The organism is Actinomadura rugatobispora, from assembly GCF_055379765.1.
This window is the reverse complement of record NZ_AP029191.1, coordinates 5,499,677-5,519,269: the sequence shown is the minus strand read 5'-3', so window position 1 is coordinate 5,519,269 and position 19,593 is coordinate 5,499,677. Positions and strand designations below refer to the sequence as shown.

Genomic DNA, 19,593 nt, shown 5'->3' with positions numbered 1-19,593 from the left:
CTCCCTCGCGGCAGCCGGCTCCGGGCCCCCGGGAGGTCGAGGCCGCGGTTGGCGTATTTCCCCCTGATCGACCACGTAATCCCATCGGCCTGCGGAGGTCCGAAGCGTCATGCCAGGTTGGGACGGGTGTCACCGCCCATTCGCCTCCGCAGGCCAGGGTCGGTGATCGTCCGGCGGCCGATCGCGGCCGTCCGCTGTCGAGAGGGAACCCCCCATGCCTCGCACCGCGCGCGCTCTCGGCGCCGTGCTCGCCACGATCGTGCCGCTGGCCGCCTTCACGCTGGCCGCCCCCGCCGCCTCCGCCGCCCCCGGCCCCCGGCCCGCGGTCGACGTGATCGCCCACCGCGGCTCGTCCGGCGCCGCTCCGGAGAACACCCTCGCCGCCGTCAAGCTGGCCATCGCGCACAGGTCGGACGTCGTGGAGAACGACATCCAGCGCACCAAGGACGGCGAGCTGGTGATCATGCACGACACCACGCTCGCCCGCACCACCGACGTCGAGCAGGTCTTCCCCGACCGCGCCCCCTGGAACGTCCGCGACTTCACCCTCGCCGAGATCAAGCGGCTGGACGCGGGCGCGTGGTTCGCGTCCGAGTTCAAGGGCGAGCGGGTGCCCACCCTCGCCGAGTGGGTGAACGCCGTCGGGCGGCAGGCCGGGATGCTCCTCGAGCCGAAGGCGCCCGAGCTCTACCCCGGCATCGAGACCGACCTGGACAAGGAGCTGCGTTCGCTGCCGGTGTTCGACCACGCGCTCAGGTCGGGCCGGGTCGTCGTCCAGTCGTTCAACCACCCGTGGCTGCGCGCCTACAAGGACCTCGCCCCGGACGTGCCGGTCGGGCTGCTGTTCAGCAACAAGCCGACCGAGGCCGACATCGCGGCCGCCGCGACGTGGGCGCAGCAGGTCAACCCGGCGCTCGGCCCGATCGACCAGGCCACCGTGGACCAGGTGCACGCTCGGGGCCTGGAGATCCACGTGTGGACCGTCAACGCCGGGCAGGACATGCGCCGGGCGATCGGCTGGAAGGTCGACGGCGTCATCACCAACTACCCGCAGGTGCTGCGCGACATCCTCCAGCGCGGCTGAGCCCGCGAAGGCACGCGGCGACGACCCGGCCGCGTGCCCCGCGACGCGCTCGTGCCGCACACGACCGGTGGCCCCGGGCGGACGTCCGCCCGGGGCCACCGGCGTTCGGCGGCGGAACTCGTCGCGCGCGGGATGCAACCTCCGGGCGGCCCGGCCCTGTCCCCTCCATGTGAGCGACTCAGCGCCCCCGGCGAACGCGCACGGTCCCGCCTCCCGCGGCGAGCCCGAGCTGGCCGTGGTGATCCCGGCCTACAACGAGGAGCGGCGGCTGGGCCCGACGCTCGACAGGATCGGGCGGTACCTGCGCGCGTCGCCGATCAGCTGGGAGCTCGTCGTCGTCGACGACGGGTCGACCGACGCGACGGCCGCCCTGGTCCGCGCCGCGCGCCGCGCGGACCACCGGGTCCGCCTCATCCGGTCGGGCGCCAACCGCGGCAAGGGCCATGCCGTCCGGACCGGGGTGCTCGCCTCGCGCGGACGGCAGGTGCTGTTCTCCGACGCCGACCTCGCCACCCCCATCAAGGAGCTGGAGCGGCTGCGGGCGGCGCTCGCCGCGGGCGCCGACGCGGCGATCGGGTCGCGGGCGCACCGGGCGGCCGGCGTCCCGGTGGAGCGGAGCGTGCCGCGCCGGGTGCTCGGCCGGGCGGGCAACCGGCTGATCCGGGCGCTGGCCACGCCGGGCATCGCCGACACCCAGTGCGGCTTCAAGCTCTTCGACGGCGCCAAGGCCCGCCGGGCCTTCGGTCTCGCCACGATCGACGGCTGGGGCTTCGACATCGAGATCCTCTCCCTGTTCGCCCGGTCCGGCTGGACGATCGAGGAGGTGCCGGTCCGCTGGACGCACCGGCCCGGCTCCAGGCTGCGGCCGGGCGCCTACCCCAGGGTGGCGGCCGAGCTGATCCGGGTCCGGCGCACCGCGCGGCGGGGGCGGGGCCGATGAGCAGGGCGCGCGTCTCCGAACCGGCGGTCGCCGGGGCGTTCCTGCTGGCGTCCGTCCTGGTGTACGCGCGGCTGTGGGCCGCACCGGGCCGCCGCTACCTCGTCAACGGCGGGCAGGACCAGCACCAGTGGGAGTGGTTCTTCGCCGTGACGGCACGGGCGGTCGTCCACCTGGACGACCCCCTCTTCACCCACCTGCAGAACGCCCCGCTCGGCGTCAACCTCATGGCCAACACGGTGATGCTGGGCGTGTCGATCCCGCTCGCCCCGGTGACCCTGGCGTTCGGGCCGAGCGCGACCTGGGCGGTCGTCCTGACCGGCGGGCTCGCCTCGACCGGGTTCGCCTGGTACCGGCTGCTCCACCGCCGGCTGGGCCGCTCCCGCCCGGCCGCCGCGATCGGCGGCGGGCTGTGCGCCTTCGCCCCGGCGGTCGTCTCGCACGCGAACGCGCACCCCAACTTCGTCGTGCTGGCCGTCATCCCGCTGATCGTCGACCGGCTCCTCGCGCTGTGGCGCGGGGAACGCCCGGTCCGGGACGGGGTGCTCCTCGGGCTGCTCGTCACCTACCAGGTCTTCCTCGGCGAGGAGGCGCTGCTGCTGGCCGCGACCGGGCTGCTGGTCTTCGGGCTCGCGTACGCGGCGGCCCGGCCGGAGGCCCTCCGCGCCGCGGCCCGCCCGCTGCTGACCGGGCTCGGCGTCGCCGCCGCGCTGTCGCTGGCGCTGACGATCCACCCGCTGCTCCAGCAGTTCACCGGGCCGCAGAGCTACCGGAGCCTGCTGCACGGGCCGTCCGGCAACGACCTGATGGCGTTGCCCGCGCTCGCCGAACGGTCCCTGGGCGGCCCGAGCACGGTGGGCCCGGTCGCCGCGAGCACCACCGAGCAGAACGCCTTCTTCGGCTGGCCGCTGCTCGTGCTGGTCGTCGTGCTGGTGATCTGGATGCGCCGGCAGCCGGCCGCGCTCGCGCTCGGCGTGGTCGCCCTGGTGTCCGCCGTGCTCTCGCTCGGGCCGGAGATCATCGTGCGCGGCGAGGGGACCGGGATCGCCGGGCCGTGGCTGCTGCTGTCCAGGCTCCCGCTGTACGAGTCGGTGCTGGAGTCGCGGATGGCCATGATCTGCGTGCCCGCCATGGCGATCCTGATCGCCACCGCCACGGACCAGGTGGCGGGGGTGGCGAGGGCGGCGCCGTGGCGGGCGGCGCCGTGGCGGGCGGCGCCGCTGCGGATGGTCTGGGGGATCGTGCTCGTCCAGGCGCTGCTGCCCATCGCCCCGCGGCCGCTGCTCGCCGAGGACCGTCCCGCGACGCCGGCGTTCTTCACCGAGGGCCACTGGCGGGCGTACGTGGGAGGGGGCGGCGGCTCGGTGCTCGTGGTGCCGCCGCCGGACGCGGCGAACGCCGCCGCGCTGCGCTGGCAGGTGGACGCGGGGCTGGGGTTCCCGATCGTGGAGGGCTACTTCGTCGGCCCGTACGGTCCCGACCGCACGGGCGTCTACGGCGCGGTTCCGCGGCCGACCTCGTCCCTGCTGCGCGAGGTGGCGGACTCGGGCCGCGTCCCGGCGCTCACCGCGGCCGAGCGAGCCACGGCCCGCGCGGACCTGCGGTTCTGGCGGGCGGACGCGGTCGTGCTCGGGCCGCATCCCCGGCGGGAGGCGCTGCGCACCACGGTCGAGGGGCTGCTGGGCCCGGGCCGGGATGTCGGCGGCGTCCGGGCGTGGGACGTGCGGCCCATCACGGGACGGCCGCCCGAGCGGAAGGGCAGCGGGTGAGGACGCGGATGGCGGATACGGCGGTACCCCCTTCACGGCCCCGCCCCCGTCCCGTAAAAGAGATCGGGGCACCGGGAAGGCGGCCGATGAAGGCAGCGGAGGAAGAGGACTTCGTCGCGTACGTGACCGTGTCCCTGCCCCGTCTCCGGCGGATCGCGCACTACCTCTGCAAGGACGCCCACCGGGCCGATGACGTGGTCCAGATGACCCTCACCCGCCTCTACACCCATTGGCGGCGCGCACAGCAGGCGAACGATCTGGACCGCTACGTTGAGAAAATGCTCGTCCGGTGCTTCCTGAACGACCAGCAGCTTGGCTGGTGGTCCCGGGTGAGGCTGTCAGGGGCGCCCAGGGACACGCCCGCGCAAGCGCCCGCGCCCCCGGGCCCGGACGTGGAGACGCGCACCGTGCTGCACACCGCGCTCGCGCGGCTTCCTCCCAAGCAGCGGGCCGTCCTGGTGCTGCGGTTCCTGTGCGACCTGTCGGTCGCCGAAACCGCCGAGATCCTCCAGTGCTCCACCGGCAACGTCAAGAGCCAGACCTCGCGGGGCCTGGCCACGCTGCGCGGCCTGCTGGGCGAGCACATGCCGGCCATCCTCAGGGGGGAGTGAACCGTGGACCGCGAAGAACGCGAAGAAGTGGACGCGCGGCGGCTGCTCGCGCCCCTCCGGGACACCGGACCGGACGCCGCGACCCGCGTCGACATCGCGGCGGCCGTGCGGGCCGGCCGCCGCCGGTCGCGCAACCGCCGCATCGCGGGCGCCGGCACCCTCGTGGCCGCGGTGGCCGCGGTCGCCGTCGCCTCCACGCTGCTGGGGCGGACGATGCCGCCCGACGACGTGCGCCCGGTCGCACCGCCCAGCCAGTTCGACCTCACCCGCCAGCACTTCCGGGTCGGGTCGGCCGGGGGCTTCACACCCGATGACTACGAGACGGGCCGCTACCGGCAGCGCGCCCACCTGCGGCTCGCCGACCGGGACGGCCCGCGCCGCGCCGACGGGCTGGTCACGATGTTCCCGCGGGACCGGCTGGCCGGCCGCGACGGGCGCCCCTGGGTCCCGTCCGGGACCAGGGCGCCGGACGTCAACGGCCGCCGGGCGTTCTGGCCGGACCGTCCCGTGACCCGTCCGGGCGCGGTCGAGGTGGCGTGGGAGTGGGCGCCCGGCGCGTGGGCGTTCGCGTCGGTGCGCGGCGACGGCGCCGACCGCACGGTGGCGCACCGCGTCGCGCAGAGCGTGCTGCCGGACGGGCGCGCCGTGGTCAGGGCGCCCGTCACCGCGCCCGCGTCGATGCTGGGCGAACGGAACCGGCTGATCGGCACCGTCTCCTCGGCGCCCACCCCCGGCACCCGCCCGCGGGTGGCGCTCCGATACGGGCCGCAGGACCCGCCGGCCCGGATCGGAGCCCCCGAACCCGGGTGGATCGCGATCGGGGTCGAGCGGCCGGACCCGGATCTGCGGACCGGCACGACGGTGGGAGGCCGTCCCGCGGCCGTGACCAGCACCAGGGTCACCGTCCGGGAAGGCGCGGACACGGCGCTCTTCGCCGAGGCCGCCGATGAGGCCACGCTCGCCGCCTCCGGCGGGAGCCGGTGGCTGCGCGACCTGGCCGCCGCCGTGGCGCCGGTGCCCGGGGTCGCCTGGTCGCCGCCGGCACCCTCCGCGAGCCCCCGTCCCTGACGCCGCGCGTCAGGGCCCGCCGGTCAGGGGGCGGTCCTCCCTCGCCTGCTCGTAGGCGCTGTCGTGGATTCGCAGGGCCTCCTTGAGCGCCGCGTCCAGGGCGCGGAGGCGTTCGTCGATCTCGTCCATGACGCGCTGGGCGTGGCGCAGCCCGGACGCCTTGGTCAGCGCCCCCATCGCCAACCCCTCGACGAGCGCGCGCTCCGCGTCGCGGTGCAGCGTCAGGGACGGCAGCCGCCGCCCCGCCTCCTCGCGCAGCTCCTCGTGCTCGGCGCCCAGCCGCTCCAGCTCGGCCTGCTCCGCCTTGAGCCGGGCGCGCAGCGACTCCACGTCCGCCTCCGTCCGGGCGCCCTCGTCGATCGCGCGGGCGACCTCCTCCCGCAGCCCGGACAGCTCGGCGGCCGACACCGCCTGCAGTTCCCGGACCGCCCGGCCCAGCCGCTGCTCCTCCTCGGCGACCTGCGCGAGCTCCGCGCGGCGGCGGTCCATCAGCGCGTGCTGGTCCAGGAGCGTGTCGAGCCCGGCGCCCAGCGCCTCCAGGCGCCGCAGCTCGTCCAGCTCGGCGCCGAGTCGCTCCCGCAGCGCGGCCTTGCGGCGCAGCTCCTCGACGAGCGGCCGGACGCGTTCCAGCTCGGCCAGCCGCAGGGCGACCTCCGCCTCCCGCTCCTGCAGCTCCTCGTGCCACTCCTCCAGCCTCCTGCGGCGGGTGCCTCCCAGGTCGGCCGTGTCGGCCAGCTCCGGGACGAGCCGGAGCAGCTCCGGCAGCCGGCGCAGGGCCGCCGACAGGTCGGTCACGAACGCGTACGCGGCGGCGTCGTCGTCGGGCGGGACGGCCCGGGCCGCCACGACCAGCTCGTCCACGGCGCGGCCCAGCGACGCGAACAACTCCTCGGCGCTCAAGCGGGCTCCCAGTCGTCCAGTGGTACCAGCGTGGGCTCGGCGTCCGCGATCAGCGGGCTGAACAGCAGCAGCGCCGACCCGTTGACCGTCGACCTGAGACCGATCCGGCAGGCGACGTCGTTGCGCACGGGGATCGTCCCGGGCGCGCCGCCGACGGTGAGCGGCACCCGGCCGTCCGCCGCGCGCAGCACGATGCCCGGCCCGTCGCCCGCGCGGCTGACCAGCAGCGGTTCCCGCCCGAGGAAGGCGAAGTTCCCCGGGCCCGGGACGAGTTCCACCTCGGCCGTCTCCAGCAGGCCGTTCGCCACGCGGTGGACGGGCAGGCGGACGTCGACGCGGCCGGGGCGCGCCATCGCGAACGTCCCGCGCTCCAGCAGCTCCGCGCCGCGGACGGACGCGTCCGGGCCCAGCCGCAGCGCCGGCCCCGGCAGCGCCCGCTCCACCAGCGGGAACTCGCCGAACCCGCCGCTGACGACGAGCCGGTCGTACGACCAGCCCAGGCTCCGGATCCGCTCGCCCAGCAGCTCCGCCAGCGGCCCGAACCGCTCGATGAGCAGCCCGGCGCTGAACTCGACGCCGTCGATGATGTAGACGGGGTCGTCCAGGTAGCCGTCCGAGGCGCGGGACAGCACGGCGCGCGCCCTGGCCGCCTTGGCGGCCTGCACCCCGGCGAACCGCCGCCGCACCTGGTCGGGCAGGCCCGCCGTCACGGCCTGCGCGTACGCGCCGCCGCCCGCGCGCGGCTCGAACTCGCCCGCCAGCAGTTCGATCATCGGGCCGTCCACGCGGCACAGCCCGAGGCTCGCCCCCGACCAGCCCAGGTCGCAGACGAGGTAGACGCCGGCGCCGTGGTCCCGCGCGGCCAGCGCGGCCACCGCGGGGGAACGGCCGTACCAGGTCAGGTCGGGGAACGGCGCGAGCTCCTGCCGGAACGACTCGTGCTGGACCACGCCCCGGCGGTCGCCGTCCAGCCACCGGTCCGGGACCACGATCGCCAGCGGCCCGGCCGGGACGCCGGCGCCCGCCAGCCGTTCCGCCAGGACCGCCGCGACGCTGCCGTGCGGGGTCGGGTACTCGATCGGGGCGGCCGCCCCCGGCGGCAGGATCCGGGTCCACAGGGCGCCGCATTCGGCCACGGGCTTGCTCATCCGCTACCGCCTGAGGAAGCCGCGCTTGCCGAGCAGGTCACGGATCCAGCCTGCGGCCTCGTTGAGCGCGTCCCTCGCCCGGCCCGTCACCTCCCGCTCGGTGTAGTCCGGCGGTATGGAGGAGGTGACCTCGACCAGCATGAGCTGGAACCACAGCTCCTCCTCGGCCTGCGCGGCCACGGCGTTCCGGAAGCCGTTCGCCACGCCGTACTCGTAGCCCTGGGCCAGCGCCTTGGCCATCTCGACGGCCTTGTCGCCCGCCTGCGTGCGGGACGCGCCCAGCTGGACCAGCGCCCGCCGGGTCTCGATGACGACCTCCAGCATGACCTCGCCGGTGGGCCGCGCCTCCGACTTCGCGATCCAGGCCAGGACCTGCCGGGCGGGCGTCCCCTGCCGCATCGACTCGGCGGCGAGCCGGCCGATCTCCTCGGCGCGCGCGCCGCGCGGCAGCGCCGTCAGACTCGTCATGTACTGCTCCTCCACGACCCGGGGATAAGCTGCCGCGATCTTCCGCCACCACCGCCGGTACTCGGGGGACTCGACCATCTGCGGCTTGATCGCGCGGCCGCGCACGACCGCGCGGGCGAGCTCCGACCAGTCCTGGCCCGGCACGTCGCACAGCGCCTCGGCGACCTGGACGACGGCCCGGACCTGCTCCTCGTCGGCGGCCCAGTTCGACCGGACGAGATGGTCGACCATGCCCGCCCGCGCGTTCGGCAGCGCCGGGCGCATCCACGCCTCGCCCGCGTGCCGGCGGAACGCGCGCAGGTAGGCGTCCCACCCCGGGCCGACGGCCGCCGCCAGGTGGGCCGGGCGGGCGCCGGACCGCAGCAGCAGGACGTCCAGGACGGCCCGGTCCTCGCCGCGGGTGGGGGCGAGCGTGGCGAGCCGGTCGGCCCAGGCGAGGCGGACGGCCTCGGGCCGCGCCACCAGCCAGTCGAGGAACGGCGGGATCACCCGGTCCACCCGCCCCAGATCGGTGGCCAGCCAGAGCAGCGCCGACACGCAGCCCTCGCCGTGCCGGGCGACGCCGGCGAGATCGTCGGCGCCCAGGGGCCGGGCGGGCGCGTTCAGGAGGATCTGGAACGGGCGCAGCAGCTCGCCCGGGACCGTCTTCTCCAGCCTCGCCAGCCATGCCCGCAGCCGGGGCCGCGCGTCGGCGTCGGCGTTCTGCGCGATGATCAGGGCGCAGACGATCAGGGGGTTGGTCCTGAGCGCGGCCAGTGTGCGGGGCCAGGGCTCCGGCCCCGCCGGGTCCACCCAGCGGGCCACCAGCCAGGCCGCGGCCGCCACCCGGCTGTCGTCGACCTCCAGGCCCGGTGCCCCGTTCTGCGGCAGCAGCCGGGCGAGCAGATCGTCGGCGAGGCCCAGGCGGTGGGCCATGCCCACGTAGGCGTCCACCCGCCGGTCCGGGGTGCTGTTCCACAGCAGGGCGCGTGCGCTGTCCCGCAGGGTCGTCCAGATCTGGGTGCGGCCCTCCTGGGACGCGCTCGCGTTGACCGGCCGGTAGACCTTCTCGATGGCGGGCGCGAAGTCCGGGCCGCCGAGCCGCATCAGCTCGCACAGCAGGAACACGTGGTCCTGCTTGCGCGGCAGTTCCTCGTAGCGCCCGCTGTCGAAGAGCGTACGCAGCTCCTCGGGCTCGGCGACGCCGTCGCGGACCCGCTGGAGCACGCTCCCGGGCCAGTCGAACCACTCCAGGATCTCGACGGCGCGGCGCGGCTCCGCCTCGGCGAGCGACTCGGTCTGCGTGCCCAGGAACGCCAGCACCTCCAGCAGGCCGAACCCGCGGCGCTCGACGAGCTCGCCGAGCTCCTTCAGGTAAGGGCCCGCGATGTCGGCGCCCGGCGGCGGGCCCTGCACCGGTTCGGCCCGCCAGTCGAGGTGGAACCCGTTTCCGCGCGAGTGCCGGGCGAAGGCGAGCTGGATGTACGGGCTGCCGCCGCGGAACCAGGTCGAGGCGGTGAAGCGGGTCCGCCATCCGAACGGCAGCAGCGCCGCGACCGCGTCCAGGAACCGGAGCCGCTCGTCGACGTCCAGCCCGCCCGCGCCCGTGATCGTCACCGGTCCTTCGAGCAGCATCGCCGCCGCGACCATGGCCCGCTGGTACCAGCCGTCGCGCATCAGGTCGCGCTCGTGCTCCTCCGGCGCGTACGCGGCCACGTCCGCGCCGTCCGGGCCGAACCCGTCCGGGCCGAGGCGATCGACCGCGGTCGCCAGCTCGCGGTACGACACCGGCGCCCGGGAGAACTGGGGGAAGGGGAAGCAGCCGTACCGGGTCTCGGCGATCGGCCGTCCGGCCCCGTCCGATTCCCCGGTCCAGTTCAGCACCGACACGCCGAGGTAGCTGTGGTCGTCGTCCTGGACCTCGCTCAGCGTGATCCAGGGGAGCGCCTCGTCCCCGGTCTTCTCGGGCGGGGGGTTGCCCAGCGCGTACCGGTCGAGGATCGCGGCATAGTCGGCGGCCGAGAACGCTCCCCCGCACTCCAGGACCGCGTAGTCCTGGAAGCTGCGCGGCGCCTTCCCGTGGCGCGCCCAGCCCGCGGTCACCCGTGCCACGCGACCACCCCCCTTCTCACGACGTCTCTCACGACGGTCCGGTCAGACTCCGTACCAGCCACATGATGGGCTCCAGCACGTTGATCGGGTGGACCTTGCCCTTGAGGTGCATCGTGTCAGTACCGTCGGCGTGGCTGCGCTTGACCAGGTTGCTGTAATCGTCGTCGTCGAACCGCCCGGTGTCGGGGTCCAGGTAGAAGCCCACCGCGGAGGTGACGAAGTAGCGGGTCCGCTCCGGCGAGAAGTGCTGCCGGATCTCCCGGCGGACCGCGTCGGCGTTGCTGACCTTGTCGGCGCGGCACAGCTCCTCGAAGAACAGCTCGGCCAGGTCCTCGTGCACGGTGGGGAAGAGGTGCTCGGGGTGGGAGACCGACTCGAAGCCGTTCTTGCGCGCGATGTCGCGCACCCAGTAGTGGTCGTACTTGGTGATGCAGACGGCGAGGTGGTGCGGCAGGTAGTGGTCGCGCGGGTGCGCCGGGGCCCGCTGGCTGATCTCCAGCACGGTCCGGTTGAAGAACTGGTAGGAGTCGGACGCCTCCTTCTCCCGCGTCGGGTCGAACAGGTAGATCAGGCCGCCGCAGGCGGCGAGGTGGTCGACCAGCCGCTCCCGCAGGTCGCCGCCGCGGTCCGGGGTGGACCCTCCGGACGGGCCGCCGGTCGCGAAGCGCGGGCCGCCGCCGGAGGCCGGCTTGGCGTCGCTCTCGGCCGGCTGGCTGTCGAACAGCCGCCCCGGCGGGTCGACGAAGTCCAGGTAGACGCTGGCGCGAACGGACGCCTTCTTGGCCGGCAGGTACTTCTTGCGCTTCTCCTTGACCTCCCGCATCCCGGTCAGCCGCCACGAGAGCGGTTCCAGGCCCTGCGTGGCGGAGGGGAACACGCGCAGCTCGGCCAGCTGGTGGGTGCTGTCGGCCAGGAAGGTGGTGGACCGGGTGTCGACGCCGTCCAGGCGCCACCCGGTGTCGCCGATGCTCATGGCGGTGCGCAGCGCGGCGAGGAAGGTCGTCTTCCCGCTCTGCGGGGCACCCCAGATCCCGATGTTGCTGCGGCCCGGCGGGGTCTGCTGCTCGGCGGGCCCGGAGGACTCCGGTGCTTCAGAGGACTCCGGGGCCCCGGAGGACGGGCCGGTGCGGCGCCGGCGGGACGGCGCCCCGGACGGCGCCGGCGGCTCGGACGGCCCCGGCGGCCCCGCCGGGCCCGGCGGCCCCGGCGGGCCCGGCGGCCCCGGTGGTTCGGAGGGCCCGTACGGCCCGGACGGCTCGGCTGGTCGTGTCATGCGTGGTCGCCTCTCAGGGGGAACGGAAGGCTCGGGCCCCCGGCCGGCACGAGCCGCAGCGCCTCGGCGAGTTCGCGGGGTCCCAGGTCCTCGACCACCGCGAGGTGGTCGGCGCCGAGCGCCCGCCAGATGTCGTCGCCGGTGTCGGCCGACTTGTCCAGGACGGCGACGAAGCGCACCCCGGCCCGCCGCAGCCGCTCGTACGCCGCCTGCCAGTCGTGCTTGCGCGGGCACGGCTGGGCCAGCTCCCGCCTGCGGTCCTGGCCCTGGCGGCGCGGATGCGGCGGCCGCCCGGCGACGACGAGCAGCGTGCGCGGCACGCCGACCGGCGGCATCCCGGGCGCGCCCGGCGGCCCGAAGCCCGGCCCCGGCATCCCTGGCCAGGGTTCGTGGGCGCCGGGTCCCGGCATGCCCGGCCAGGGCCCGGCCCGGTTCCGGGCGCTGCGCTCCTCGTCGATCCGCTGGACGATCTCCGCCAGCGCGTCCTCCAGCGGCGCGGCGTCGGCCTGCCAGGTGCCCGCCGCGGGCGGGAGCGCGGCGAGCGCGGCGCGCGCCGCCTCCGGCTCGGTGATCCAGACGCCGTCGGTCACCGGCGCCTGCTCCTCGCCCAGCTGGAACGAGTGCTCGTAGTAGCCGTAGACCGCGACCCGCGCCCGGTCCGGCAGGTCCTCGGCGACGAGCTCCAGCGTGCCGGAGACGAGGTCCTTGCGCTTGGCCGCGCGCTCGGGCGGGCCGCCCAGCTCCACCGCGCACATCAGCTCGGCGTACCCGGACGCGACCGCGCTCGCGCGGGTCTGCGCGTACAGCTCCTCCAGGGTGCGCGCCTCGACGCCGATGTCGGCGGGTTCGAGCCAGCGGACCCGGCCGGGGCCGTCCAGGACGGCCCGTACCGTGGTGGTGCCGCGCGGCAGCCCGGCCGACACGATCGACACGGGCTCGTGGTGCGAGCCGGGCGCCGGGCGCCCGCCGCCCCCGGCGCCGACCACGACGGCGAGCGCGATGTCCTGGTCAATGCCGCCCGGCCCCCGGGTGACCGTGGCCCGCGCCTCCTGGCCGGCGACGCTGCCCGCCGGGAACAGCGGGACGGCCACCGGAACCGGGCCCTCCGGCCGCGCCTCGGCGACGATCAGCGCGTACGGGGAGCGCAGCGGCTGCCGGGCGATCGCGCCCGGCAGTTCCTCGGCCACGGGCACGACCGAGGCGGCGGACCGGGCGGTGGGACGCATCCGCCGCAGCAGCCCGACGGCCTGCTCGGGGACGGTCCAGCCGGGGGCCGTGCAGACCATCACGGCCGGCAGGTCGGGGCGGATGCGGGCGACCAGCTCCTTCAGCCAGCCGCCCAGCGCGGCGTTGAGGGCCGCGCGGTCGACCCGGTGGAGCCCGCCCGCGACCTGGAAGCCCAGCTCATCGGGGTCGTCGGAGAGCATGGGCGCGAACTGCCGCCACGGGTGGTGCTCCCGGAACGGCCAGGGGTCGGCGGTGTCCAGGTCGCGGGTGCGGACGTACAGCAGGCTGAGCCCCGACGGATCGACCTCGATCACGGCCATCATGTCGTTCATTTCGCCGAGCGCCTCGGTGAGCGCGCCCTCGGCGCGCGGCCCGTCCGCGACGCCCGGCCCGCCGGCGCCCTGCCCGGTGGCGTCGTGCCCGCCGCCCGGTTGCGGCCGCGGCCCGGCGGGATGCACGAACGCGCCGTCCGGGCGGGCGCCCTGCCGGCGGTTGCCGAGGGCGGCGTAGGCCCGCGTCCACTCCCCGACCTCGCCGTCGCCCTCCTCCCACGGCGTCCCGCCGCCGACACCATCGCTGGCGGCACCGCCCTGATGCGCGGGGACGCCCAGCCGCAGGGCCTCCTGCCGCGCCTGCGTCCACAGCCCCTCGTCCAGGACGCCGCGGACGAACCGCCGCGCGCCGTCCCCCGCCCGCGCCGCCGCCCTCAGGTCATAGGCCATCCGGGCCCCGGCCAGGCTCCGCTCGAAGCCCTCCCGGTCGCCCGGACCGGGCATCCACCCGGTGTGCAGCACCCAGCGGCACCCGGGGTCGGCGCACCTCCCGGCCGCGTCCGCCTCCGCGACCGGCGACCCGCACACCGGGCAGCCCGGCTCACCAAAGCTCATCGGGGACATCCTCCGGCAGGTACGTCCGCAGTGTCGTGTCGTCCAGCACTTTTCCGAAGACCCGCTCGCTGAGGGCGCCGAACATCTGCTCCTCCAGCTTGCGCACGCTCCGCGCGTTGCCGAACCCGTCGGCCGCCCTGGCCCGCGCCAGCAGATCGGCGGCCCTGCGCTCGGTCCCGTCGCCGAGCCGGAACCCGCGCCGGCCCGCGTCCCGCCGCAGGATGGCCAGCAGCTCGGACGGGTCGTAGGCGGGGAACTCCAGCCGCCCCCCGAACCGCGACCGCATCCCCTCGTTGGCGGCCAGGAACCGGTCCATGGGCTCGGAGTAGCCGGCCGCGATCACCACCAGGCGCCCGCGCATGTTCTCCATGTGCTGGTTGATCGCGTTGATCGCCTCCCGGCCGTACGGGTCGGTGCGCCCGTCGTCGGACGAGACGAGCGCGTACGCCTCGTCGACGAACAGCACCCCGCCGGACGCGCGCTCGAAGCAGTCGGCGGTGAGCCGGGCGGTCTCGCCGAGGTAGCGGCCCACCAGGTCCTCCCGGCCCACCTCGACCAGATGCCCCTTGGTGAGCAGGCCGAGCCGGTGGAAGATCCGGGCGATCTCCCGCGCCACCGTCGTCTTGCCCGTCCCCGGCGGGCCCAGGAACAGCAGGTGCGGGGCGGTGACCCGCTCCTCGCCGAGCCGCCGGCTCAGGTCGATCTGCGCCACCAGGCGGCGCAGCGCGTTCTTGACCGAGGCCAGGCCGATCATGTCCTCCAGCGGCCCGAACAGCTCCTCCGGGCTCGGCGGCGCGGGGTCCAGGAACATCCGGTGCCGTTCGGGCAGGTCCTCGACGGCCAGCGGCGCGGACCGCTCGTCGCGGACCCGCCGGGCCCAGCGCCGCCCGATCTCGTCGGCGAGGTTGCGCATGACGCGGGCGTTGCCGAACCGCGCGTCGCGCGCCCCGTGCAGGCCCTCGACGACCTTCCGCAGCGCGGCGCCGAACTCCTCGTCCCAGGTGTGCGGCGGGTCCACCGACGTCAGCCGCGACACCGCGATGTCGTGCAGCGTCGCCGGGTCGTAGTCGGGGAAGTCCAGGTGGCCGGACTCGGGGAAGCGGTCGCGCAGCCCCTGGTTGGCGTCGAGGAAGCGGCGCATGTCGTCCCGGTAGCCGGCGACGACCACGACCAGCCGGCCCCGGTCGTTCTCCATCCGGGCGAGCAGCGTGTCGATGGCCTCCTTGCCGAAGCCGCGCTCCGCCTGCTCGCTCAGCATGTACGCCTCGTCGACGAACAGGACGCCGTCCAGCGCCTCGTTGACCGCCGCGTCCGTCTTCAGCGCGGTGCCGCCGAGATGGTCGGCGACCAGGTCGCCCGCCTTCACGGCCCGGACGTGCCCGCGCCGCAGCACGCCCGCCTCGCGGAGAATCTCCCCGACGAGCATCGCCACCGTCGTCTTGCCCGTGCCGGGGTTCCCGGTGAACACCATGTGGTGCGCGGGCGGCTCGTCCCCCGCGGGCGGCTGCCAGCGCAGCCCCGTCAGATGCTCCTTGACCTGGTCGAGCCCGCGCAGTTCGGCGAGCCGCTGCCACACGTCGCCGGTCTTCACCGCGCTGGTGACCCAGCCGAGGTCGCGCAGCGCCTGGTGGCCCAGCGGAAGGCCCCGCTCGACCAGGACGCGCTCCAGCCGGTCCTCCCAGCGGCGCAGCGGCTCGTTCTCGGCGGCCATGGCCCGGACGACGCCCGGCAGCGCCGTCCAGTCCTCGATCTCCAGGCCCGCGCGGACGCGGGCGCGCTGCACCAGCCGGGTCAGCTCCTCCTCGCGCGGCGCCCCGACCAGGCCCGGACGCGGCGACCGGCGGGCCCGTTCGGCGCTCACCGCCGTCTGCAGCGCGGGAACGGCGTGGTCGGACTCGGCGGACCGGCCCACCTCCTCCAGGTCGTCGCGGGCGAAGACCAGCACGCACGCCTTCCGCACACCCGGCCGGTAGTCGAACCAGCGCTCCAGGGACGACGCCAGGCCCCGCTGCGCCTCGCTGTGCCGCGCGATCACCTCGGCGTGCTCGAACACCACGGCGGTCGGCCGCGGCGGGCCGTCCAGCAGATGGTCCAGCATCTTCAGGGCGTGCGGGTCGCTCATGCCCATGCTCTCGCCCGCCGCGGGCCCCTCCGGCCGGGACGGCGGCGGCGTGACGATCGCCCGCCCCAGCGGCCCCTCGAAGCCCGCGCCCATCCGCGCCTCCTCCGAAGGCCCCGGCTCCTGGCCGGCACCGGACGGCACCAGCCGGGACGCCGCGTCCCGGACCCTCAGCATGCCCCGCAGCGAGAAGAACACGATCCGGGCGAACCCGGCGTCGTGCAGCGTCTCCCACAGCGCCTCGGCGAGCCCGTACCGCCGGTACGCCGCGTCCACGAAGGCGTCCTTCACGCCCGGCCCGTAGACGAGCAGGACGAACTCCCCTTCGCGCGCCGCGTCCCGCAGGGCCTCCAGCCGCTCAGGAACCATGGCCTTGCCGGCCCCTGTCCCGCACCCGCCCCTCGGCCGCCCGCTCCCGGGTCCGCTCGCGCCGGATCCGGTCGAGGTCCCGGTACGACCGGTCGGGCTCCCCGCCCTCGTCGACCGCCTCGCCCACGTCCAGCCCGTCGGTCCGCAGCGCGTCGCCGACCGCGCGCACCCGCTCGCGCCGCTCGTGGTCGGACGGCGCGTTCTCGTACGACAGGATCCGGACCGTCATGTCCTCGTCACCGGACGGCGCGACCTCGACGACGATCTCGCTGTCGTCGGGATGCCGGAGCTTGGCGAAGAACGCGTCGCGGAAGTCCTCGCCCGCGTACGTCGGCCGGTCCGGCCCGGTGCCGACCTGGTACCCGTTGGCCCGCAGCCGGGTCGCGATCTGGTGGGCGACGTTGACGCGGCGCTGCGAGGCGAACAGCCGCCCGGAGGCCCGCTCCACCAGCTCGTCGAGGCGCTCCCCGTACTGCGGCGCGCGCTCCTCGACGATCGCGCGGAGCGTCTCGACCGTGCACGGGCTGTCGGGGGCGGCGGCCTCGCCGGTCAGCCGCTCGATCTCGGCGCGCAGCTCGGTCAGGCCGCCGTCGGTCCAGAAGTCGACGTCGAGGGAGCCGCCGTCCAGCTCGCGCCCCTCCTCGTCCACGACCGGGCGGGTGGCGTTGGCGGCGACGCGTTCGGCGACGGCGCCCAGCGTCGCGACGGCGACGGCCTGCGCGGCGCGCCACTCCTGGTCGAGCCGCGCCACCTCGGCGCGCAGCTCGCTGAGGTCGAGGTAGACGTCCTGCACCTGCGTGAGGGCGAAGCCGGGCGCCTGCGACTCCAGGTTGGCGCGGGCCACGTCGAGCCGCACCCGCAGCCGGTCCAGGCGGCCGGGCGCGAACCGCTCGTGCGGCAGCTCGTCGCGGATCACGTCGTGGACGGTCACCGCGTCCTGGAACGTCGCCAGCGCCGCCTGGGCCGCGCGGTCGCTCTCGTCCCGCAGCTCGCCGACCCGGGAGTCCAGGGCCTTGATCTCGCGGCGGCGGGCCTCGCTCTCGCGGTCGAGCTCGGCGCGCAGCAGGCGGCCCTGCTCGGCGATCGCCGCGTGCGCCTCGTCCCGGACCTCGCTCAGCCGCCGCGCCTGGGCGCGCAGCCGCTCGTCGGTGCGGCGTTCGAGGTCCTTGGTGTGCTGGCTGAGCTTCTTCAGCCTGCCCTCGACGCGGTCCTGGCGGGCCGAGACCTGCGAGTGGACCCGGTTGAGCTCCCGCTCCATCCGGCGCCGCTCGTCGGCCAGCACGGTCGGGAGGTTGGCCTGCACCTGCGCGAGCTGCTGCCGCGCCCGCTGGGCCCGCCGCCATTCGCCCTCGCCGACGGTGATCCGCTTGGCCCCGCTCATGAGAGCTCCTCTCCCAGCGCGTGCCAGGCCGCCGCCACCGCCTTCGGGGGGACGCCCACCATCAGGGCCTCGTCCCCGCGCAGCCGGATCTCGGCGGTGCGCGGGCCGTCGTCGAAAGGGAAGTCCCGCAGCCGCCCGGTCAGGTGGTGGATCCGCTGGTTCGCGCTGCCGCGCAGGCCGCGGTCGTCGTTGCGGGCGTCCACGTAGCGGCCGTCGATGAGCACGTCCACCTCCCGCAGCAGTTCCTCGGGGCCGGGCCTGCCGCGCAGCTCCTCGATGCGGTGGCCGGTGAAGCAGACCAGGGACAGCGGGCGCCGCCGCCGCGCCGCGCGGATCAGCGCGGCCAGCGCGCCGGGCTGGGCCATCGGCTCGCCGCCGGAGAAGGTGAACCCCTCCACGTCCGGGTCGGCGAGGAGTTCGCCGGCCAGGTCGGCGATGTCCACGTGCCGTGCGGGACGGTCGGGGATCCAGTCCGGCGCCAGGCAGCCCCGGCACCGGAACGGGCATCCCTGCACCCAGACCGCCGCGCGCAGACCGGGGCCGAGGGCGCGGGTGGCCCCGCAGGTCTCGGCCACGTTCAGCATCATCGACGGCGCCTTCCGCGACCGAACCTCCGCCGGAACCAGCCGCCGTCCTCGTCCCGCCGGTCGGGGTAGAACCTCAGGTCGTCGCGGGTGGTCCCCGCGTTGCCGCCGCTGCCGTTGCCGCCGTTGTTGTTGGAGCCGATGCCCCGGATGATGCGGGCCTGGATCGGCTCTCCGGGAGGCGGCGGGGGCGAGCCCCAGTGCCCCTTGGGGTCCTGGACGGGCCCGCCGGGTCCGCCCGGGGCGCCCGGCTGAGCGCCCTGCCCGCCCCACGGGTCGCGGCCGCCGGGAAGCGCCCCGCCGCCGCCCCACGGGCCGCCGCCGTCGTAGGGCTGCCCGTAGTGGGCCTGGCCGCCGTGGTCGCCCTGGGTCACCTGCCGCATCTGCTCGCGCTCCCAGCGCTCCAGCTCGGCCTGGTGGACGCGGGTCTCGGCCTCGATGGTCCGTTCGACGAGGTCCTGCCGCATCTCGGCGCGGCGCCGTTCCAGCATCTGCGAGTACGCGATGTGCTCGCTGTTCTCGCGCAGGCCGACGCCCTGCTGCTTGCGTATCTGGTCCTGGAGCAGCAGCCGGTCCTTGGCCCGGTGCCTGGACACGGCGTCGTCGTACGCGCCGGGCGGCCCGAACAGCTGGAGGACCTTCACGATGATCGGCAGGCACTCCAGGACGGTGATGAACAGGAAGAGCAGGAGCCTGGCCCACATGAGCTGGCTCTCGCCCTCCGACGCCCGGTCCAGCGCCTTGAGCCGGATCAGCAGGCCGCCGTTGTCGCTGTTGCGCTCCTCGAAGGCGGCGCGCCGCTCCTGCTGCCGGTCGCGCAGGGTCTTCAGCTCGCCCTGGACGCCGGGCAGCGCCCGCGCGGCCTGCCCCTGGAGGACCTCCTTGTTCTGGGTCGCCTCCGTGCGCAGCGCCTTGGCCTTGTCCTCGATCTGCTGGTTGATCTGGTCGATCTGCCGGCGGAGGTCGTTCCTGCGCTTGTCGAACTTCTGGAAGCGCGGGCCGGAGCCGCTGCGCCCGCTGGTGTCGGTGCAGCGCTCGCCGGTGAGCTCGCAGGTGGCCTTGTCGTCGTTCTCCTTGTACTCCTTCTGCAGCGCCGGGAGCGAGGCGCGCAGCTGCTTGATCTCCGGGTCGTCCTCGGGGTTCACCAGCCCGTTGCCGCTGCGCTGGGCGAGCAGCTTGGCCTCCTGGGCCTCCAGCTCCTTGATGCGCCGGCCGTCGGGGCCGTTGACCAGCTCCTGCTGGAAGTCGCGGGACGCGTCCCCCTGGAGCTCCTTCACGGCGACCTCGACCTCGGCGTCGAACACCTGGAGCACCAGCGGCGTCGAGATGATCACGCCGAACAGCAGGGCCATCAGCACGCGCGGCACCGCGAGCATCAGGGTGTGCATCTTGCGGTCGCTGCGCTGCAGGGAGACGACCAGCCAGCGGTCCAGGTTCAGGATGACCAGGAACCAGACCAGGGAGAGCAGGATCGCGGCCCAGACGGGGGCGCCCATCGCCATGCGCATCGCGAAGAACATGGAGAGGGTGGCGAGCCCGGCCGTGGTCAGGACGGCGCCGCCGATGCCGATGTACTTCGCGCGGTCGGTGGAGGCGTTCCGGAGAATCTGGGGGTCCGCGCCGGAAAGCCAGATCAGTGGATTCTTCATCGCTCCCGCCCGCGTCGGGGAATCTCCC

General features: G+C 75.4%; 14 protein-coding genes. 5 read left to right on the top strand and 9 right to left on the bottom strand.

Going from position 1 to position 19,593, the window contains the following annotated elements:
• Nucleotides 1–214: 214 nt before the first annotated feature.
• From ACZ466_RS24580 to ACZ466_RS24560, 5 genes are all read left to right on the top strand, one after another.
• Nucleotides 215–1,084, top strand: coding sequence for a glycerophosphodiester phosphodiesterase (locus ACZ466_RS24580; RefSeq protein WP_378284079.1), 870 nt, complete (start codon nt 215–217; stop codon nt 1,082–1,084).
• Between the two features lie 169 nt (nt 1,085–1,253).
• Nucleotides 1,254–2,024, top strand: a complete 771-nt coding sequence (locus tag ACZ466_RS24575) for a dolichyl-phosphate beta-glucosyltransferase (RefSeq protein ID WP_378284078.1) — start codon at nt 1,254–1,256, stop codon at nt 2,022–2,024.
• Nucleotides 2,021–3,790: a hypothetical protein gene (locus ACZ466_RS24570; protein ID WP_378284076.1), complete on the top strand. Its 1,770-nt coding sequence runs from the start codon at nt 2,021–2,023 to the stop codon at nt 3,788–3,790. Before ACZ466_RS24575 ends, ACZ466_RS24570 begins: the two co-directional genes overlap by 4 nt.
• A gap of 86 nt (nt 3,791–3,876) precedes the next feature.
• Nucleotides 3,877–4,401, top strand: coding sequence for a SigE family RNA polymerase sigma factor (locus ACZ466_RS24565; protein WP_378284075.1), 525 nt, complete (start codon nt 3,877–3,879; stop codon nt 4,399–4,401).
• A 3-nt stretch (nt 4,402–4,404) separates the two neighbouring features.
• Entirely contained in the window at nt 4,405–5,469 is a 1,065-nt protein-coding gene (locus ACZ466_RS24560) for a hypothetical protein (protein ID WP_378284074.1), read from the top strand.
• Nucleotides 5,470–5,478: 9 nt separating this feature from the next.
• Here the strand turns inward: ACZ466_RS24560 and ACZ466_RS24555 are convergent, their stop codons facing one another.
• The 9 genes from ACZ466_RS24555 to ACZ466_RS24515 are packed head-to-tail and all read right to left on the bottom strand — an operon-like array spanning nt 5,479 to nt 19,565.
• Nucleotides 5,479–6,369, bottom strand: coding sequence for a coiled-coil domain-containing protein (locus tag ACZ466_RS24555; RefSeq protein ID WP_378284073.1), 891 nt, complete (start codon nt 6,367–6,369; stop codon nt 5,479–5,481).
• Nucleotides 6,366–7,517: a hypothetical protein gene (locus ACZ466_RS24550; protein ID WP_378284072.1), complete on the bottom strand. Its 1,152-nt coding sequence runs from the start codon at nt 7,515–7,517 to the stop codon at nt 6,366–6,368. The genes ACZ466_RS24555 and ACZ466_RS24550 overlap by 4 nt, the downstream gene beginning before the upstream one ends.
• A 3-nt stretch (nt 7,518–7,520) precedes the next feature.
• Nucleotides 7,521–10,076 carry a hypothetical protein gene (locus ACZ466_RS24545; protein WP_378284071.1) on the bottom strand — a complete coding sequence of 852 codons (2,556 nt, stop codon included), beginning with the start codon at nt 10,074–10,076 and terminating at the stop codon, nt 7,521–7,523.
• A gap of 28 nt (nt 10,077–10,104) precedes the next feature.
• Nucleotides 10,105–11,349, bottom strand: a complete 1,245-nt coding sequence (locus ACZ466_RS24540; protein ID WP_464043953.1) for a hypothetical protein — start codon at nt 11,347–11,349, stop codon at nt 10,105–10,107.
• Nucleotides 11,346–13,463 (bottom strand): hypothetical protein, encoded by a 2,118-nt coding sequence (locus ACZ466_RS24535; RefSeq protein ID WP_378284069.1) that lies wholly within the window; start codon nt 13,461–13,463, stop codon nt 11,346–11,348. Before ACZ466_RS24535 ends, ACZ466_RS24540 begins: the two co-directional genes overlap by 4 nt.
• Complete coding sequence (locus ACZ466_RS24530; RefSeq protein WP_378284067.1) at nt 13,450–15,951, bottom strand: AAA family ATPase; 2,502 nt, start codon at nt 15,949–15,951, stop codon at nt 13,450–13,452. Before ACZ466_RS24530 ends, ACZ466_RS24535 begins: the two co-directional genes overlap by 14 nt.
• Nucleotides 15,941–17,332 (bottom strand): coiled-coil domain-containing protein, encoded by a 1,392-nt coding sequence (locus ACZ466_RS24525; protein WP_378284066.1) that lies wholly within the window; start codon nt 17,330–17,332, stop codon nt 15,941–15,943. The genes ACZ466_RS24530 and ACZ466_RS24525 overlap by 11 nt, the downstream gene beginning before the upstream one ends.
• The gene (locus tag ACZ466_RS24520) at nt 17,329–17,919 is read right to left on the bottom strand and encodes a 4Fe-4S single cluster domain-containing protein (protein WP_378284065.1); all 591 of its coding nucleotides are present in this window, start codon (nt 17,917–17,919) and stop codon (nt 17,329–17,331) included. Before ACZ466_RS24520 ends, ACZ466_RS24525 begins: the two co-directional genes overlap by 4 nt.
• On the bottom strand, nt 17,916–19,565 hold the full coding sequence (locus ACZ466_RS24515) for a DUF4407 domain-containing protein (protein ID WP_378284064.1): 1,650 nt from the start codon (nt 19,563–19,565) through the stop codon (nt 17,916–17,918). Before ACZ466_RS24515 ends, ACZ466_RS24520 begins: the two co-directional genes overlap by 4 nt.
• Nucleotides 19,566–19,593 lie beyond the last annotated feature (28 nt).

Excerpts from the sequence above, each read along its gene's own strand:
- ACZ466_RS24540 (WP_464043953.1), bottom strand. The coding sequence starts at position 11,349 with ATGACACGACCAGCCGAGCCGTCCGGGCCGTACGGGCCCTCCGAACCA.
- ACZ466_RS24565 (WP_378284075.1), top strand. The coding sequence starts at position 3,877 with ATGAAGGCAGCGGAGGAAGAGGACTTCGTCGCGTACGTGACCGTGTCC.
- ACZ466_RS24520 (WP_378284065.1), bottom strand. The coding sequence starts at position 17,919 with ATGATGCTGAACGTGGCCGAGACCTGCGGGGCCACCCGCGCCCTCGGC.
- ACZ466_RS24530 (WP_378284067.1), bottom strand. The coding sequence starts at position 15,951 with ATGGTTCCTGAGCGGCTGGAGGCCCTGCGGGACGCGGCGCGCGAAGGG.
- ACZ466_RS24515 (WP_378284064.1), bottom strand. The coding sequence starts at position 19,565 with ATGAAGAATCCACTGATCTGGCTTTCCGGCGCGGACCCCCAGATTCTC.
- ACZ466_RS24580 (WP_378284079.1), top strand. The coding sequence starts at position 215 with ATGCCTCGCACCGCGCGCGCTCTCGGCGCCGTGCTCGCCACGATCGTG.
- ACZ466_RS24570 (WP_378284076.1), top strand. The coding sequence starts at position 2,021 with ATGAGCAGGGCGCGCGTCTCCGAACCGGCGGTCGCCGGGGCGTTCCTG.
- ACZ466_RS24550 (WP_378284072.1), bottom strand. The coding sequence starts at position 7,517 with ATGAGCAAGCCCGTGGCCGAATGCGGCGCCCTGTGGACCCGGATCCTG.
- ACZ466_RS24535 (WP_378284069.1), bottom strand. The coding sequence starts at position 13,463 with ATGAGCTTTGGTGAGCCGGGCTGCCCGGTGTGCGGGTCGCCGGTCGCG.
- ACZ466_RS24525 (WP_378284066.1), bottom strand. The coding sequence starts at position 17,332 with ATGAGCGGGGCCAAGCGGATCACCGTCGGCGAGGGCGAATGGCGGCGG.